General features: G+C 64.1%; 14 protein-coding genes. 4 read left to right on the top strand and 10 right to left on the bottom strand.

The annotated features are described in order from the left end of the window. Nucleotides 1-324 precede the first annotated feature (324 nt). From AB5Y68_RS10220 to AB5Y68_RS10210, 3 genes are all read right to left on the bottom strand, one after another. The gene (locus tag AB5Y68_RS10220) at nucleotides 325-909 is read right to left on the bottom strand and encodes an ANTAR domain-containing response regulator (protein WP_010675452.1); all 585 of its coding nucleotides are present in this window, start codon (nucleotides 907-909) and stop codon (nucleotides 325-327) included. Between the two features lie 125 nt (nucleotides 910-1,034). Beyond that, on the bottom strand, nucleotides 1,035-1,793 hold the full coding sequence (gene cobA / locus AB5Y68_RS10215; protein WP_010675453.1) for a uroporphyrinogen-III C-methyltransferase: 759 nt from the start codon (nucleotides 1,791-1,793) through the stop codon (nucleotides 1,035-1,037). Between the two features lie 28 nt (nucleotides 1,794-1,821). Further along, nucleotides 1,822-4,446 (bottom strand): nitrate reductase, encoded by a 2,625-nt coding sequence (locus AB5Y68_RS10210; protein ID WP_039040341.1) that lies wholly within the window; start codon nucleotides 4,444-4,446, stop codon nucleotides 1,822-1,824. A gap of 284 nt (nucleotides 4,447-4,730) precedes the next feature. Between AB5Y68_RS10210 and AB5Y68_RS10205 the strand changes: the two genes are divergently transcribed. Beyond that, the gene (locus tag AB5Y68_RS10205; protein WP_039040342.1) at nucleotides 4,731-5,234 is read left to right on the top strand and encodes an RNA methyltransferase; all 504 of its coding nucleotides are present in this window, start codon (nucleotides 4,731-4,733) and stop codon (nucleotides 5,232-5,234) included. 22 nt (nucleotides 5,235-5,256) lie between these two features. Further along, nucleotides 5,257-5,349 (top strand): RNA methyltransferase, encoded by a 93-nt coding sequence (locus AB5Y68_RS10200; protein WP_162483103.1) that lies wholly within the window; start codon nucleotides 5,257-5,259, stop codon nucleotides 5,347-5,349. Nucleotides 5,350-5,391: 42 nt separating this feature from the next. Here AB5Y68_RS10200 and AB5Y68_RS10195 read toward each other — a convergent pair whose 3' ends face one another. Next, nucleotides 5,392-6,135, bottom strand: coding sequence for a hypothetical protein (locus AB5Y68_RS10195; protein ID WP_039040343.1), 744 nt, complete (start codon nucleotides 6,133-6,135; stop codon nucleotides 5,392-5,394). A gap of 194 nt (nucleotides 6,136-6,329) precedes the next feature. Between AB5Y68_RS10195 and AB5Y68_RS10190 the strand changes: the two genes are divergently transcribed. Then, on the top strand, nucleotides 6,330-6,761 hold the full coding sequence (locus AB5Y68_RS10190; protein WP_010675457.1) for a universal stress protein: 432 nt from the start codon (nucleotides 6,330-6,332) through the stop codon (nucleotides 6,759-6,761). 92 nt (nucleotides 6,762-6,853) lie between these two features. On the opposite strand, the gene AB5Y68_RS10185 is transcribed toward AB5Y68_RS10190, so the two are convergent. The 6 genes from AB5Y68_RS10185 to gpt all read right to left on the bottom strand — a co-directional run bounded on the left by AB5Y68_RS10185 (nucleotide 6,854) and on the right by gpt (nucleotide 12,549). Next, nucleotides 6,854-7,489: a murein L,D-transpeptidase catalytic domain family protein gene (locus AB5Y68_RS10185; protein WP_039040344.1), complete on the bottom strand. Its 636-nt coding sequence runs from the start codon at nucleotides 7,487-7,489 to the stop codon at nucleotides 6,854-6,856. Between the two features lie 156 nt (nucleotides 7,490-7,645). Continuing rightward, nucleotides 7,646-8,902 (bottom strand): glutamate-5-semialdehyde dehydrogenase, encoded by a 1,257-nt coding sequence (locus AB5Y68_RS10180; RefSeq protein ID WP_324606585.1) that lies wholly within the window; start codon nucleotides 8,900-8,902, stop codon nucleotides 7,646-7,648. 32 nt (nucleotides 8,903-8,934) lie between these two features. Next, nucleotides 8,935-10,038 (bottom strand): glutamate 5-kinase, encoded by a 1,104-nt coding sequence (gene proB / locus AB5Y68_RS10175; protein WP_010675460.1) that lies wholly within the window; start codon nucleotides 10,036-10,038, stop codon nucleotides 8,935-8,937. A 145-nt stretch (nucleotides 10,039-10,183) separates the two neighbouring features. Further along, nucleotides 10,184-10,576 (bottom strand): sigma factor-binding protein Crl, encoded by a 393-nt coding sequence (gene crl / locus AB5Y68_RS10170; protein ID WP_039040346.1) that lies wholly within the window; start codon nucleotides 10,574-10,576, stop codon nucleotides 10,184-10,186. A 62-nt stretch (nucleotides 10,577-10,638) separates the two neighbouring features. Beyond that, entirely contained in the window at nucleotides 10,639-11,907 is a 1,269-nt protein-coding gene (gene frsA, locus AB5Y68_RS10165) for an esterase FrsA (RefSeq protein ID WP_010675462.1), read from the bottom strand. Nucleotides 11,908-12,081: 174 nt separating this feature from the next. Beyond that, nucleotides 12,082-12,549, bottom strand: coding sequence for a xanthine phosphoribosyltransferase (gene gpt / locus AB5Y68_RS10160; RefSeq protein WP_039040347.1), 468 nt, complete (start codon nucleotides 12,547-12,549; stop codon nucleotides 12,082-12,084). Between the two features lie 927 nt (nucleotides 12,550-13,476). On the opposite strand from gpt, the gene AB5Y68_RS10155 reads away from it, so the two are divergent. Continuing rightward, entirely contained in the window at nucleotides 13,477-14,928 is a 1,452-nt protein-coding gene (locus AB5Y68_RS10155) for an aminoacyl-histidine dipeptidase (RefSeq protein WP_039040348.1), read from the top strand. Nucleotides 14,929-14,984: the final 56 nt, after the last annotated feature.

Genomic DNA, 14,984 nt, shown 5'->3' with positions numbered 1-14,984 from the left:
GGGTCAGGGCCATGGCGCCAGGCTGCCTGGAATCGCAGTGCCACCTCGTTGCAGCGCTGCGACCCAAGGTGCGTCGCGACCAAAAAAAAAGCCCCGCCGATCCGGGATCGGCGGGGCTTCTTTGCCCTGTTGCGGGTGAGTGACCTGACCGGCCCCTCACTGCGCATCGTTACTTCATTGCTATCGTGTTTTTGTTATTCACTTTCCGTGCCAGCTCGTCCAGGGTGCATCAGGCGGCCCTTTGCGGCCTGTGGTGCCCAGATCCTCCCTCAAATTTGCCTCAATTAGGCGCAGTTGCACCAAAACGGTTGGCCACGGGAGCGCTCAGGCGGGCAAAGCCTGCAGCAGTTGCCGCGCCAGCTCCCCCAGGCTCAGGTGACGGCTCATGGCGGTGCTGCGCATCAGGCGATAGGCCTCATCCTCGTCCAGCCCCTGATGGCGCATCAAGCGTCCCTTGGCTTGCTCGATGAGCCGCCTATCCTCCAGCTTCTGGCGCAGCTCGCTCTCGGTCTGCATCAGGGCCTGCACCATGGCGAGCTGACTGCGGGCCAGGCGCAGCCACTGCTCCACCGGCTCACGCTCGCCGCAAGGGTGGGGCACCAGCAACACCCCCTGCTGCAATAGGGCGAGCTGGGTATCACCCCCCAGCCGCTCGCAGAACAAGAGGCGCGGCATGTCGGGCCAAAGGGAGAGGCCAAGGCGTACCTCGGCGCTGAACTGGCGGCAACTGACGAGCAGGGCATCCCCCCTCTGCGTCGGCGTCAGCAACTGGCGGGTATCGAGGATCCCGGGCTGATGGCCGTAGTGACTGACCAGCAGGGCCAGGCGGTTCGCCTGGCCCGGGTCATCGGCGTGGATCAACAGCCGGGAAGCGGGGCCGTCCTGGCCCCGGGTGGAAAAAGTGGTCATGGCGCTCCTTGCCGGCGACGATCGCGTTCTGTCTGGCGAAAATACCGCAACATGAAGGCCAACTCTTTGAATCTACCTCCTTTTTATCTATCAGGAGGTAGTGGGGGTAGAGGGAAAATCGCCCCTCAGGCGACCCGTTCCAGGGCCTCCGTCAGCAGCCCCTGCAGCTCGGCGCGCAGCCGCACCACCTCCCCCATGATGATCAGCACCGGGCTCTGGCCCAGCAGGGCACGGGCGGCCTGCTCCAGGCCATCTAGCGTGGCCTCGTGCACCTGCTGGCGGGGGCTGCAGCCAGCCACCACCAGGGCCACCGGCAGCGCGCCCGGGGCCCCCGCCCTCAACATCCCTTCCCGAATGCGGGCCGCCCGCTCCAGCCCCATGTAGAACACCAGGGTGTGGCCCGCCCGGGTCAGCCCCTGCCAGCCCTGATAGTCGCGCTCGTCCATCAGGTGCCCCGTCACCAGGGTCAGGGAGCGGGCCAGCCCCCTGTGGGTCAGGGGAATGAAGCTGCTGGCGGCGCAGCCCAGGGCCGCCGTGATCCCCGGCACCAGCTCGGCCTCGATGCCGTGCCGGGCCAGGTGCAGCGCCTCCTCGCCACCGCGCCCGAACACCAGGGGATCCCCTCCCTTGAGGCGCACCACCCGCTTGCCCGTGCGGGCCAGGGCCAGCAGCAGGGCGTTGATCTCCTCCTGGGTCGGGCTCGGCTCACCGCAGCGCTTGCCCACGTCGAAGCGGGCCGCCCCGTGGGGAATGCGGGCCAGGATCTCGCTCCCCACCAGGCGGTCATAGACCACGACCTCTGCCGCCTCCAGACGGTGCAGGGCGCGCAGGGTCAACAATTCGAGGGGCCCGGGGCCCGCTCCCACCAGACTGATTTGGCTCATCTCAGGCTCCTTGTGTCCTGGCACCGCACTAAGCGGATGCCAGGAAAACATGTTTGATCAACAGCTTGTCGATTTCGGGCAGACAGGTGCCGCAGTTGCTACCACAGCCGAGCAGGGCCTGCAGCCCCGCCAACTCGCTCACCCCCTGCCGGGTGATGGCATCGACGATGCGCTGCTCCGAGACCCGCAGGCAGGAGCAGACCAGCCGGCTCTCCCCGGCCAGGGCCTGGCTCAGGGTCTGGCTCAGGGCCCCCGCCTGGAGCGGCGTGCCGAGCAGACTGGCCAGCAGGTCGACCTTGATGTCCGGGCGCCGCGCCCCCACCAGCAGGATCCCCTCGATACGATCTCCGGCCAGGGCCACGGCCAGCCACCCCTCCTTCATGGGCAGCCTGAGCCAGTGCCCCTCGGCCCCCAGCCGTTGCCACAGGCGCTCTGTGCTCTCTGACCAGGAGGCCAGCAGGGTGCAGTTCCCCTCGGGCAGGGGACGCCTGGCCCACCAGTCCACCGGCTCGCGCCACTCACCACGGCCACACCAGAGCCCTTGCCAGCGGGTGAGCTGCGCCCTGGCCTGCATCCGCCCCTGTTTGAACATCGGCTGGCCGGAAAGGGGATCCACCACGGGGGCGATGAGGCGGTTGACCGCCCCCTGGCTGCACTGGCTGTCGGTCCAGTGCATGGGCAGGAAGGCCTCCCCCTCCCTGAGCCCCTCATCCAGCCCCACCAGCAGCAGCGCCTCTCCAAACCCGTTGCAAAGGCGCACCAGGTCCCCCTCCTTCACGCCAAGCGCCAGCAGGCTGGCGGCCCCCATTCGCACCCTGGGCCAGGGCTCGGCCTCCTGCAACCGGGGCACGTGGCCGGTGCGGGTCATGGTGTGCCACTGATCCCGCAGGCGGCCACTGTTGAGGAGCAGGGAGACAGCCCCTGCAAGCGGTGGCGTTTCTGGCTGCTCGGGGAAGCGCTGGGCCAGGGGCAGCAGGCAGGCCCGGCCATCCGGGGTGGCAAAGCGTCCGTCCTCGAACAGGCGGGCCCTCCCCTGGGGCCAGTCGGCGTTGACGGGCCAGCTCAAGGGTTCCAACGCCTCGAATTCGGCACGGGTGAGACCCGCCAGCCCGGAGATGTCGAACTGGCGGGATCCGTCGTTCTCAAACCCGGAGAGGGCGGCATGCTCGCAGAAGATTTCGTGCTCGTGCTCATAGGCGAACCCCTCGCCAAAGCCGAGCCGACGGGCGAGCCGGGTCAGGGCCCACCAGTCGGGCCTGGCCTCCCCCGGCAGGGGCAGGAAGGCGCGCTGGCGGCTGATGGTGCGCTCGGAGTTGGTGACGGTGCCGCTCTTCTCCCCCCAGGCGGCGGCAGGCAACAGCAGGTGGGCGAGGCGCGCCGTGTCGGTGTTGGCCGTCACCTCGGAGACCACCAGCAGCTCGCAGCGGCTCAGGGCCTCGCGCACCCGGTTGCCGTCCGGCAGGGAGACCGCCGGGTTGGTGCCGAGCACCCAGAGCGCGCGGATCTCCCCCCGGTGCACCGCCTCGAACAGCTCGACGGCCTTGTGCCCCGGCCCGCGCACCATGGTCGGGCTTCCCCAGAAGCGCTGTACCCGATCGCACTCGGCCTCGCCAAAGCCCATGTGGGCGGCGAGCTGGGTCGCGAGCCCCCCCACCTCACGCCCTCCCATGGCGTTGGGTTGCCCCGTCATGGAGAAGGGAGCCGCCCCCGGCTTGCCGATGCGACCGCACATCAGGTGGGCGTTGATGATGGCGTTGGCCTTGTCCACCCCCTGGTTGGACTGGTTGATCCCCTGGCAGAACAGGGTGACGGTCTTGGGGGTGCGGGCAAAGAGCTGGTAGAAACCGAGCAGATCGCTGCGGGAGAGGCCGCAGCTGCGGGCCACCTCGTCCAACTGCCAGGCGGGGTCGTCCAGCGCCCCCGCCAACGCCTCGAAGCCGCTCACGTGCTGCGCCACATAGGCCTTGTCCCAGCCATCGACATCGAGCAGGTAGCGGCACAGGCCGTTCCAGAGCGTCACGTCGCTGCCGGGTTTGAGTGCCAGATGCAGATCCCCCTGCTCCGCCGTCATGGTGCGGCGGGGATCCAGCACCACCAGCCTGAGCTCGGGGCGCCGCGCCCTGGCCTGCTGCAGGCGGCGAAACAGCACGGGATGGGTCCAGGCGGTGTTGGCACCGGTGAGCACCACCAGATCGGCGAGCTCGAGATCCTCGTAACAGGCGGGCACCAGATCCTCCCCGAAGGCGCGCTGGTGGGCCACCACCGCCGACGACATGCAGAGCCGGGAGTTGGTGTCCACGTTGGCACTGCCCAGGTACCCCTTCATCAGCTTGTTGGCGACGTAGTAATCCTCGGTGGTGAGCTGGCCCGACAGATAGATGCCGATGGCACCCGGCCCAGACTCGGCCAGGATGGCGGCAAAACGCTCCGCCAGGGTGTCCAGGGCCTCCTCCCAGCCGATGCGCTGCCCCATCCAGCGCGGATAGAGCAGGCGATCGGGAAAGGCCAGGCTCTCCAGCAGGCTGGCCCCCTTGACGCACAGGGCGCCGCCGTTGGCCGGATGCTGCTCATCCCCCTGCAACTGCCAGTTGTCCCCCTCCCGGCTCAGCCGGATGCCGCACCCCACTCCGCAATAGGCACAGGTGGTCTTCATTCCCTCGCTCCTTGTCATGTGTCTGACGAGGGGCCCATAAAAAAAGCGTCCGCCCCCCTGCGGGGACGGACGCCTTTGTCCGGATGCCTCATCGTCTTGTATGGGGAAGTGATTGCAAACCCCGCGCCAGGATGCAAGGGGCGCCGCCATTGCGCATCAGGGGGTCGGGCTGCGCCGCCACGGTGCAGCCGCCCCCTTGTTGGGCCCGCCTTGCGGGAATCCGCCCCGCACGCTGGGCAAGGGGCCCACCGGGGGTATAATGCGCCGCCACACAGGAGAGAGAGATGAAAGTGTCAGATGAAGGCGCTGCCGGGCAGCACCGGGCAGATACCCGGGAGAGAGGGGACTATTGCGCCATCGGGCTGGTCAATCCCAAATCCCCGGAGAACGTGGGCGCCGTGATGCGGGCCGCCGGCTGCTACGGGGCGGACGAGGTCTACTACACAGGGCAGCGCTTCGAGCTGGCACGCCGTTTTGTCACCGACACCAAGCAGATGGTGGAGAAGATCCCCCTGCTCGGGGTCGAGGAGCTGCTGGACTTCGTGCCCGAGGGCTGCACCCCTGTGCTGGTGGATCTGATCGAGGGGGCCACGCCCCTGCCGGATTACGTGCACCCCGAGAGAGCCTTCTACATCTTCGGCCCGGAGGATGGCACCCTGGAACCCGCCCGCTTCGCGGCGGTGAAGGAGGTCATCTATGTGCCGACTCAGGGTTGCATGAACCTGGCCGCCTCGGTCAACGTCATCCTCTATGACCGGTTGGCCAAGACGCTCAGCGCCAAAGGCTGAGGCAGGACAAGACGTTATCTATGTGGCCAGACCGACAGGCTGCATGCACCTCACCGCCTCGGTCAACGTCATCCTCTATGACCGGTTGGCCAAGACGCTCAGCGCCAAAGGCTGAGGCAGGACAAGCGGGGCCCGATGACGGCATCAGGCCCGACAGCTAGGGCTGTGGCTTGTTCGCCCGCACCACCTGCTCCCTGAGAAAGCCCTGGTAGTAGTCGTAGAGCTTGTTCTGCCGATAGATCTCCGCCAGTTTGCCCTGCCTTATCAGGGTGCGCATGCCGGGATCCCAGAGCCCGTGCAACTCCCTGCCCTTCGGGGTATCGGCGAAGATGGGGTAGGTAGGGATCCAGCGCAGGAATACCTGTACCAGCTCGGGGGGAAGGGAGCCTTCGGGGTAGAGGGCGCCGTCGGTCAGGTAGTAGCGGTAACGCCCCTTGATCAACAATTGCAGCGCCATCTCATGGCTGTCTATCTCGAACCAGCGCATCGGCTCCGGGATGAACTTGTCAAAGGCCCACCCCCTCAGCCAGAGCACCTCCTGCTCCTTGAGGCTGTGCTCCCCTGCCCAGTGCGGCAGCCAGCGCTTTTGCATCACCACGCTCACGTAGTCAGCCGAGTCGGGGTAGTCGGGCTGATGGACCCCGGGCACCTCTCCCCGATAGACCCCCATCGCCATGTCCCCCTCCTTTTTCGACACCACCGCCAGTGCCCGTTTGTAAGGCACCATGTGAAGCTTCACCCCGTGCCCCAGGGGTTCATAGATGGCTCGAACCACATCCAGATAGACCCCCTTGCCGTCCCGGTGACAGAAGCCGGGCCAGTCATCGCAATAGACGTGTATGGTGTCTGCCCGCACAAACGAGGTGATCAGCAGGCAACAGAACAGAAAAAGACGAACCATGAATATCCTCAGTGATATGGCACTCGGCAGATGCTCACCGCCGGACGGCCCGTTCAGGCATACAGATAGCATAGAAAAACAGAGTCCCGGCCGACATTTTCCCCATTTTGCGAGCGGGTCGAGGGTTATTGTCGCCCCACAGCGTATCATGGCAAACAAGATTCATTAGTAGCCCAACTTGAGGGGAGATTCTCATGCCAACCATCAAATCCCTGCTCTGCCCCGTCGATTTCTCCGAGATGTCCAGAGCGGTACTCGACTACGCCGTCTTCATGGCCAACACCCACCAGGCCGAGCTCAAACTGGTCCACGTGGTGGATCAGCTGCACGGCTTCGACAGCTACAAGATCCTGCACATGACGGCCATCGAGATCACCCACGAGATGGAGCGTCAGGCCAAGAGCCAGCTCAAGGAACTGGTCGCCTGCCTGCCCATTCCGGCCAAATTCGAGGTCCGTTTTGGCCGCGCCGCCGATGAAATCGTCCTCCAGGCGAAGGAAGACAAGGTGGATCTCGTGGTCATGGGCAGCCATGGCCGCTCCGGCATCAGCCACCTGCTGGTAGGCAGCGTGGCGGAATCCGTGGTGCGCCACGCCCCCTGCCCCGTGCTGGTGGTCCGCAAATAATCCCCGCCTGATGCGCCAAGGCCAGCATATGCTGGCCTTTTTGCTGTTGATTGCCATGAGATGCTCATCGCAGCAGACTCGCGGGCAGGGTCTCAGCCATGGGCATAGATGACGCTCCCTCCCTTGATGGTGTCGATGATGGCCCTGGACTGCTCCCTTGGCAGGGCCGGGCATCCCCAGCTGCGCCCCAGCTTGTCAAATTTCAGCAGATGCCTGGGGCTGGCGTAATCCGCCCCGTGCACCACGATGGCGCGCTTGCGGGCATTGCTGTTCTTGCCGGGACTGAGGCCGTCGAGACGCAGGGAGTAACCGTGCTTGCCCTGATAGGTCTCGGCGGTGCGGTAGACCCCGAGGGAACTTTGCCGGGAATTCATCTGATTGGAGAACTGGCGGGCGGCCAGCTCCCCCGAATTGCGGCCGTGGCTGACCCAGGTGTGGTAGAGCAGCTTGTGGCGCTTGACGTCGATGACGAACAGCCGGCGCATGGTCGAGGGCTTGCTGTAGTCGATGATGGTTAGAATGGGTTTTCGCTTGTGGCGCACGCTCTGGTAACCGTCCAGGGCCTTGCGAAACACGCGGCTGTCGAGTTTGCCCGCCAGCCCGAGCTGACGATAGAGATCCTGGTCCCAACTGGCGTGGCTGGCGCCGCTGAAACAGAGCGCCCCCAGCAGCAGTGGCAGGCTCAGCCAGAGGCTGCCCCACCACGCACTCCTATCCCGTTCCTTCATCCTTGAAGTTGCTCCCCTTGCTGTCGGTGGCCTGATGCCCCGGGTGACACCGCATCCTGCTGGATAGTTATATGCAAGCCATTGATTGCGAGCAATAAAAAAGCACAAAAATGCCGACCTGAGTCGGCATTGTCCTGCTTGCTGAGCGTGCCTGGATCAGGCACGGCTGAGATAATCCGCCTGCCCCACCCACTTGTAGCTGGTGAGTTCGGTCAGCCCCATGGGGCCACGGGCGTGAAGCATCTGGGTCGAGACCGCCACCTCGGCCCCGAGGCCAAACTGGCCACCGTCGGTGAAGCGGGTGGAGGCGTTGACATAGACCGCCGCCGAACCGGCCCCGTTGACGAAACGCTCGGCATTGGCGAGGGAGTTGGTCAGGATGGCATCGGAGTGGCCGGCGTTGTGCTCGCGCATATGGGCGAGCGCCTCGTTGACGTCCGCCACCACCTTGACCCCCAGGGTCAGCCCCAGCCACTCGGTGTCGAAATCTTCCGGCCCCGCGTCGCACAGGTTGTCGCTGCCAGCCAGCAGCGCCATGGCATTGGGCGCGCCCACCAGGGTCACCTTGCGCTCGTTCATCAGAGCCACCAGTTGCGGCAGCAAGGTGGCCGCCACCTTCTCGTGTACCAGCAGGGTATCGAGGGCGTTGCAGGCGGAGGGGCGCTGCACCTTGGCGTTCTCGATGACCGCCAGGGAACGCGCCAGATCGGCGCTCTCGTCCACGAAGATATGGCTGATACCGAACCCGCCGATGATGACGGGGATGGAGCTGTTCTCCTTGCACATCTTGTGAAGACCCGCGCCGCCGCGGGGGATGATCATGTCCACGTAGCGGTCGAGGCGCAGCAACTCGGCCACCAGCGCCCTGTCCGGGTTGTCGATGTACTGCGCCGCCGCCTCGGGCAGGCCGGACGCCGCCAGGGCATGCTGGATCACCCGCACCAGCTCCAGGTTGGAGTGGAAGGTCTCGCGACCGCCGCGCAGAATGCTGGCGTTGCCGGTCTTGAGGCAGAGGCTGGCGATGTCGATGGTGACGTTGGGGCGCGCCTCGTAGATGACGCCGATGACCCCGATGGGCACCCGGCGACGGGAGAGGCGCAGGCCATTCTCCAGCACCCGGCTGTCGATTTCGGCCCCGACCGGATCATCCAGGGTGATCACCTTGCGCACATCCGCCACTATGCCGGCAAGGCGCGCCGGGTTGAGCAGCAGGCGATCCAGCATGGCTTCCGTGAGCCCCGCCTCGCGCCCGGCGGCGATGTCTTTCTCGTTGGCCGCCAGGATCTGGGCACTGCGTGCTTCCAGTTCATCGGCGATGGCCGCCAGCGCCCGGTTCTTCTGTGCCGTGCTGACGGTGGCCAGTTGATAGGCGGCTTCACGGGCCGCCTGCCCCATTTTCTCCAGACTCATCACAGTTCCCTTTTGTTCATGCGGTGCCGCCCTGTTCAGAGCAGCACCATGTCATCACGGTGGATGGCCACGGCCCCATAGCCGTAACCCAATACCTGTTCAATCTGATCCGAGTGGACACCCCGCAGCCGATCCAGCTCCAGATGGTCGTAACGGCAGATACCGCGAGCCAGCTCGCTCCCCTTGGGATCCAGGATACGCACCACGTCGCCACGCACGAAATCGCCCTTCACCGCGACGATGCCCTTGGGCAGCAGGCTGGAGCCCTTCTCCTGCATGGCGGCCACGGCCCCCTGATCCACCTGCACTTCGCCGTGAGGAGGGGGCCCTGCCAGGATCCAGCTCTTGCGCCCTTCCAGGGGGGATGCCAGGGCAGGGAACAGGGTCCCCACCCGCTCCCCGGCGGCGAGGCGGCCGATCACTTCCGGGATCTGGCCGGTGGCGATCACCACGTCCACCCCGGCCCGGCGCGCCACGTCGGCCGCCTGCAGCTTGGTGGCCATGCCACCGGTGCCAAGGCCGCTCACGCTGTCACCGGCAAGGGAGCGCAGGGTGTCGTCTATGGTCTGCACCTCTTCGATGAGCTGGGCATCCGGGTTGGTGCGCGGGTCGGCGGTGAAGAGCCCCTTCTGATCCGTGAGCAGGATCAGCAAGTCCGCATCCGCCAGGATGGCGGCACGGGCGGAGAGGTTGTCGTTGTCCCCCACCTTGATCTCGGCGGTGGCCACGGCGTCGTTCTCGTTGATGACGGGGATGATGCGGTGATCGAGCAGAGTGCGCAGGGTGTCGCGGGCATTGAGGTAGCGCTCCCTGTCTTCCAGGTCGGCGCGGGTCAGCAGCATCTGGCCGATGTGCAGCCCGTAGAGGTTGAACAGGTCCTGCCATACCCGGATGAGCTGGGTCTGACCCACCGCCGCCAGCATCTGTTTGTTCGGCAGGGTAGGCGCCAGCGGAGGGTGGCCCAGATGCTCGCGACCGGCGGCGATGGCCCCCGACGTGACCAGCACGACACGGTGCCCGTGTCGATGCAAGGCGGCACATTGTCTGACCAGCTCGACCATGTGGGCACGGTTGAGGCGGGCAGATCCCCCGGTGAGCACGCTGGTGCCCAGTTTGACGACTATGGTTCTGTTTTCCATGGGAACGAAGGGTTAGAAAAGTAAGGAATCCCTTTATACCCACGGCCCCCCTGCCCTGCAAGGCAATTAAGCCTCGCCAGGCAGTTGCGGGCTCGGTGACAAAGCATCGGGGTACCCCGCACCGGGAAGATGCGGGGCTTGGGGATCAGGCTGCCGTCACGCTCAGTTCGGCGGTCACCTGCTTCGCGGGGGAGAGGGTGCACTCCAGCTGGGTCAACTTGCCGCTGATGAGCTTGTAGAAATGTTGCAGGGTGCGTTCCACTTCCGCCTGATGCTTCTTGGGCAGCGCCTTGTCGATCCACTCCCCGTCCGCGTTGTAGAACCCCGTCTGATAGTGGTAGCTGAAGCTGTGATCCGCCTGCTCCAGCACCAGCCACCAGCCCCAGAACTCCCGCTTGTCCGGAGCAGGCTTGGCGCTGACACAGACGGACAGGCAGTCAAAGCGGTAGCGGCCCTCCTCGCACAGGTCTTCACGCAAATAGGGGCCAATGGCCGCGAACTGCCGCAGCAATCGCTTGTAAGTCACTCTTTCTGACATGCTAACCTCCCTGTTGAACAAGCCATACCATCACATGATGATGTTACATTTTTAGTTTTATATCATGTACATAAGTGCTTTTTGAGCCAATCTACCGTCTCTTTCAGTGCCTCGTCATAGACCTCGAGCAGTGGCTGCTTGTCAAACACCACCGCCTTGCCGTTGCGACTCGCAGCGGCCAATGCCCGGACATCCTGCTCGGGACAAATAAAATCTTTCTTGTGCCCGATACTCAATATCGGCACGGAAGTGCGACTCCCCAGCAATCCCTGGGTCTTGAGGGAGAAGACCTGGCACTTGGTGCGCAGCAGATCCCACTGGGCCGCGTCCGCCCCCAGCCGGTTCGCCAGCCCGTCGCGCATCATGCGCGGGCAGCGGGCGAACATCTCCTGATTGGTGAACACCTGGTTGATGCCGGCACCGATGCAGACCACGGTCCGAAGCTTGAACGGCTCGACGAAGGCGAGACGGGCCGCCACATTGCCGGCGAGGCGGAACCCCACCATGGCGATGCGCTGGTGATCGACCCAGGCTACCTCCGAGAGGTAGTTGAGCACCGCCTGGTGCAGGCGGCTGGTGTCCTGCACCAGGGGCCAGTGCTCGGCATAGCCGGTGCCCGGCATGTCCAGGGAGAGCATCCCGATGCCGTGGGGCTCGAGACACTTGAAATAGAAGTTGAGGAAGTCCACCTGAAGCGAATCGATGCCACCGCTGACGATGACCAGGGGCACAGGTTTCTCGGTGGTGGGCAGATGCAGGTAGCCCTGGATGGTCTTGCCCCGAAACGGGACCTGCAACTCCTTGAGGGGCACCTTGAACAGGCGCCCGGCCTCGCGATAGGCCATGTTGCCGAGCAACTGGGCCTGATCCGCCAGCTCGTCGTGCTTGAGGTGGGGGTAGCTTGCGATGGAGTAGTAGCGCACTGCCTTGAGCAGGCTCTTCAGCGCCGCGGCGCGATCCCCTTCCCCCAGCAGCGTCCGCCCCGTATTGAAATAACGGCCGGCAAGCTGGCTCCACTCATAGACCCAGTTGCCGGGCACATAGCCCTTGATGGTGTCCAGATAGCGTTCGTGACTGCGCTCCCCCTGCCCCATGGCGATGTGCGCCAGGGTCTGCTCCACCTCGACGGGATCGGCCCCCTGCCAGGCCCAGGTCGGTCTGCGCAGCAGGCGATACCAGCGGGGCGACAGGGCGCCATCGATGAAGCTGTCAGACAGTGCGCTGTCTTGCTCGTCGACGGGGCTCGAGTTGGAGACTTCGGAAGTTTCCAATACCTTTTTGACCCGGGTAAACAGCTTTTCCGTCAGATTGGTATCGTCGTTTGGTTCCAAAATGGTGGCTCTTCTGTCTCAAACAATGTCCCATCTTAACCACTTTTCACATCGAGCAGCCACACCAGAAACGCATTGAGCCCCAAAAGGGGCTCAATGTGGTCAACCTTGCATCACGACGGATCAGTCCGCTCCCGAATGCCGGGGAGTCACTGGTAGCGACCGGTGCGGCGATTACGCTTCGTCGCAGATCGGCTTGGCGAACTCCAGCGCCATGTCCCAGGGCTGTTCAATCCAGGTATCCTGCGGAATAGCGACTTCGAAGTCATCCACAAGGGGTTCGCCCATGGGCTTGGCGAAGATGGTGATGAACTTGGCTCTGGGGTAGAGCTCGCGGATCGCCTTGGCGGTGCCGCCGGTGTCCACCAGATCGTCCACCACCAGCCAGCCTTCGCCGTCACCTGCGGTGGTGGCAGCCTTCACCACCACCAGCTCGCGCTGGTTGTCGTGGTCATAGCTGGAGATGCAGAGGGTTTCGACATTGCGAATGCCAAGTTCGCGGGCCATCAGGGCCGCAGGCACCAGACCACCGCGGCTGACGGCGATGATCCCTTTCCACTGGCTGACAGGCAGTTGACGACGGGCCAGACGGCGCGCTTCGCGTTGCAGGTTATCCCACGATACATAGAACTTTTTTGGCATGCTATCGATCTCAACGAGTTATAAAGCAATCACTTATGAGGCGAAACCCGGCAAAGAGACGGGTTCAGGTCAATTCTGGCACCCCGTTTCCCGAATTTTGCTTGCACTTTTTCGTGCCTCGGGGCTGACGCCTCGGCGGCAAAAACGGATGCAATGCGAACAGGGATGGGGTGTAGCTGGCGGCCATGTCGGGTGGACTCCCGATCTCGGGCCGGCTGTTGGGCCGGTATGATAGCACTCTTTATGGATAAATTGAGCGGCAAACGTATGCGAAAAACAGGAAATGTCCGCCATCTTCCGCTCTGTCGCCCTTTTGGGAGGGCTCCGGCGACACCGACAGGTTAGCCGTTTGACACACATTCCATGACATTCGGGCAAAAAAATAGCAGGGGGAGGAGAGGTTCCTCACACACCTGCTGCTGTTACCTGTGACGCCTGCGAGCCTTAACGGCGGGTAGCGTAGGGATTCGGGTAGTTGAAACCCTGGGTATAGAGAGATTGGGCAAACCAATAGGTTGAATTGCTGCCTGACATCATAAACTCCTGATTGCTTAACAAGTTACGTACCTTAATGCGGGTTCACATCCTTGAACTGACACTCGGTTCCATGGAGGCGCACTTGCTTTGCTTCGGTTCCCTGGAGGCATTGATTGTCATCCTGACAAGTGGGCTGGCCACGGCGGCTAATTTACCACCCGGCGCCCAAAAGACAATATTTTTGTGACTGGCATCACAAAATTGATGTTGTGCTGACACGAATAAGGCAGGTAGTGAAGTTCGCCATCCATGCTCCCTTTCCCAGCACAAGCAGAGCGTCATTTGCGCTGATCGCTCACATTTTTGCGTGATTGACTGTATTATCGTTATCCTCTTCCCCGGCCCGCAGAGTGGGGCCCGACATTTTCCATGCTGGTAAGGAGTCCCGACGTGGCACAGCTCAGTTCTCTGTCTCCCAAGTTGATTTGGCAATTCTTCGAGCAGATCTGCTCCATCCCCCACCCCTCCAAGCACGAAGCCCAACTGAGCGCCTGGATCGTGGCGTGGGCCCAGGGAGAAGGCCTGGCGGTCAAGCAAGATGCCGTCGGCAACATCATCATCAAGAAACCGGCCACGCCGGGGATGGAAAACCGCAAGGCCGTGGTGCTGCAAGCCCACATCGACATGGTGCCCCAGGCCAACGCCGACACCCAGCACGACTTCACCACCGATCCCATCGATGCCTACATCGACGGTGAATGGGTCACTGCCCGCGGCACCACCCTGGGCGCCGACAACGGCATGGGCATGGCTGGCTGCCTGGCCGTGCTGGCCGACAAGACCATCAAGCACGGTCCGCTGGAAGTGCTGCTGACCACCGACGAAGAGACCGGCATGACCGGCGCCTTCGGTCTGGAAGCGGGCTGGCTGGAAGGCGAGATCCTGCTCAATACCGACTCCGAAGAGGATGGCGAAGTCTACATGGGCTGCGCCGGCGGGGTGGATGCCAATATCCGCTTCCCCCTGGAGCGGGTCGCTGCCACCGAGGGTGAAGGTTTCGAGCTGCAGGTCAAGGGCCTGCGCGGCGGCCACTCCGGGGTCGACATCCATCGCGGCCGCGGCAACGCCAACAAGCTGCTGGTCCGTCTGCTCAAGGCCGCCGAACCGCTGGGGGTGCGCCTTGGCGATCTCAGTGGCGGCACCCTGCGCAACGCCATCCCCCGCGAGGCCCGCGCCAGCCTGCTGGTGCCCGCCGCCAGCGTGGCTGACTTCAAGGCCCTGGTGGACCGCTACGCCGGCATCTATCAGAGCGAGCTGGCCGCCACCGAGGCCAACCTCACCGTGCTGCTCACCGCCCGGGAGAAACCGGCCCAGCTCATGAGCGAGTCCCTGCAAAGCCGCCTGCTGGATGCCCTGATGGCCTGCCCGAACGGGGTGATGCGCATGAGCGACGCCATCCCGGGCGTGACCGAGACCTCCACCAACCTGGGTGTCATCAAGACACTCGAGGGGGAAGTCTATGTGCAGTGCCTGATCCGCTCCCTCATCGATTCCGGTCGCGAGAACATCGAGCAGATGACCCGCTCCCTGTTCACCCTGGCCGGCGCCAGCTGCGAGTTCACCGGCGCCTACCCGGGTTGGGCCCCGAACGTCGACTCACCGGTCATGGCACTGGTGCGAAGCAGCTACCAGACCCTGTTTGGCGAGATGCCGAACGTCATGGTGATCCACGCAGGCCTCGAGTGCGGTCTGTTCAAGAGCGCCTACCCGGACTGGGACATGGTCTCCTTCGGCCCGACCATCCGTGGCGCCCATGCACCGGGGGAGAAGGTACACATCCCGGCGGTCGAGCGTTTCTGGCAACTGCTGGTTCACGTGCTGGAACATATCCCGGCCAAGTAAGCCAGCTCACGACCATACCGATGCCCCGCCCCGTGCGGGGCATCTTTTTTGTGCAC

It is taken from the genome of Aeromonas sp. R6-1 (genome assembly GCF_040908165.1).
In the GTDB taxonomy this organism is placed as follows: Bacteria; Pseudomonadota; Gammaproteobacteria; order Enterobacterales; family Aeromonadaceae; genus Aeromonas; species Aeromonas caviae.
The sequence above is the reverse complement of the archived record's forward strand: the minus strand, read 5'-3'. Positions and strand labels throughout refer to the sequence as shown.

Excerpts from the sequence above, each read along its gene's own strand:
- AB5Y68_RS10220 (WP_010675452.1), bottom strand. The coding sequence starts at position 909 with ATGACCACTTTTTCCACCCGGGGCCAGGACGGCCCCGCTTCCCGGCTG.
- cobA (WP_010675453.1), bottom strand. The coding sequence starts at position 1,793 with ATGAGCCAAATCAGTCTGGTGGGAGCGGGCCCCGGGCCCCTCGAATTG.
- AB5Y68_RS10210 (WP_039040341.1), bottom strand. The coding sequence starts at position 4,446 with ATGAAGACCACCTGTGCCTATTGCGGAGTGGGGTGCGGCATCCGGCTG.
- AB5Y68_RS10205 (WP_039040342.1), top strand. The coding sequence starts at position 4,731 with ATGAAAGTGTCAGATGAAGGCGCTGCCGGGCAGCACCGGGCAGATACC.
- AB5Y68_RS10195 (WP_039040343.1), bottom strand. The coding sequence starts at position 6,135 with ATGGTTCGTCTTTTTCTGTTCTGTTGCCTGCTGATCACCTCGTTTGTG.
- AB5Y68_RS10190 (WP_010675457.1), top strand. The coding sequence starts at position 6,330 with ATGCCAACCATCAAATCCCTGCTCTGCCCCGTCGATTTCTCCGAGATG.
- AB5Y68_RS10185 (WP_039040344.1), bottom strand. The coding sequence starts at position 7,489 with ATGAAGGAACGGGATAGGAGTGCGTGGTGGGGCAGCCTCTGGCTGAGC.
- proB (WP_010675460.1), bottom strand. The coding sequence starts at position 10,038 with ATGGAAAACAGAACCATAGTCGTCAAACTGGGCACCAGCGTGCTCACC.
- crl (WP_039040346.1), bottom strand. The coding sequence starts at position 10,576 with ATGTCAGAAAGAGTGACTTACAAGCGATTGCTGCGGCAGTTCGCGGCC.
- gpt (WP_039040347.1), bottom strand. The coding sequence starts at position 12,549 with ATGCCAAAAAAGTTCTATGTATCGTGGGATAACCTGCAACGCGAAGCG.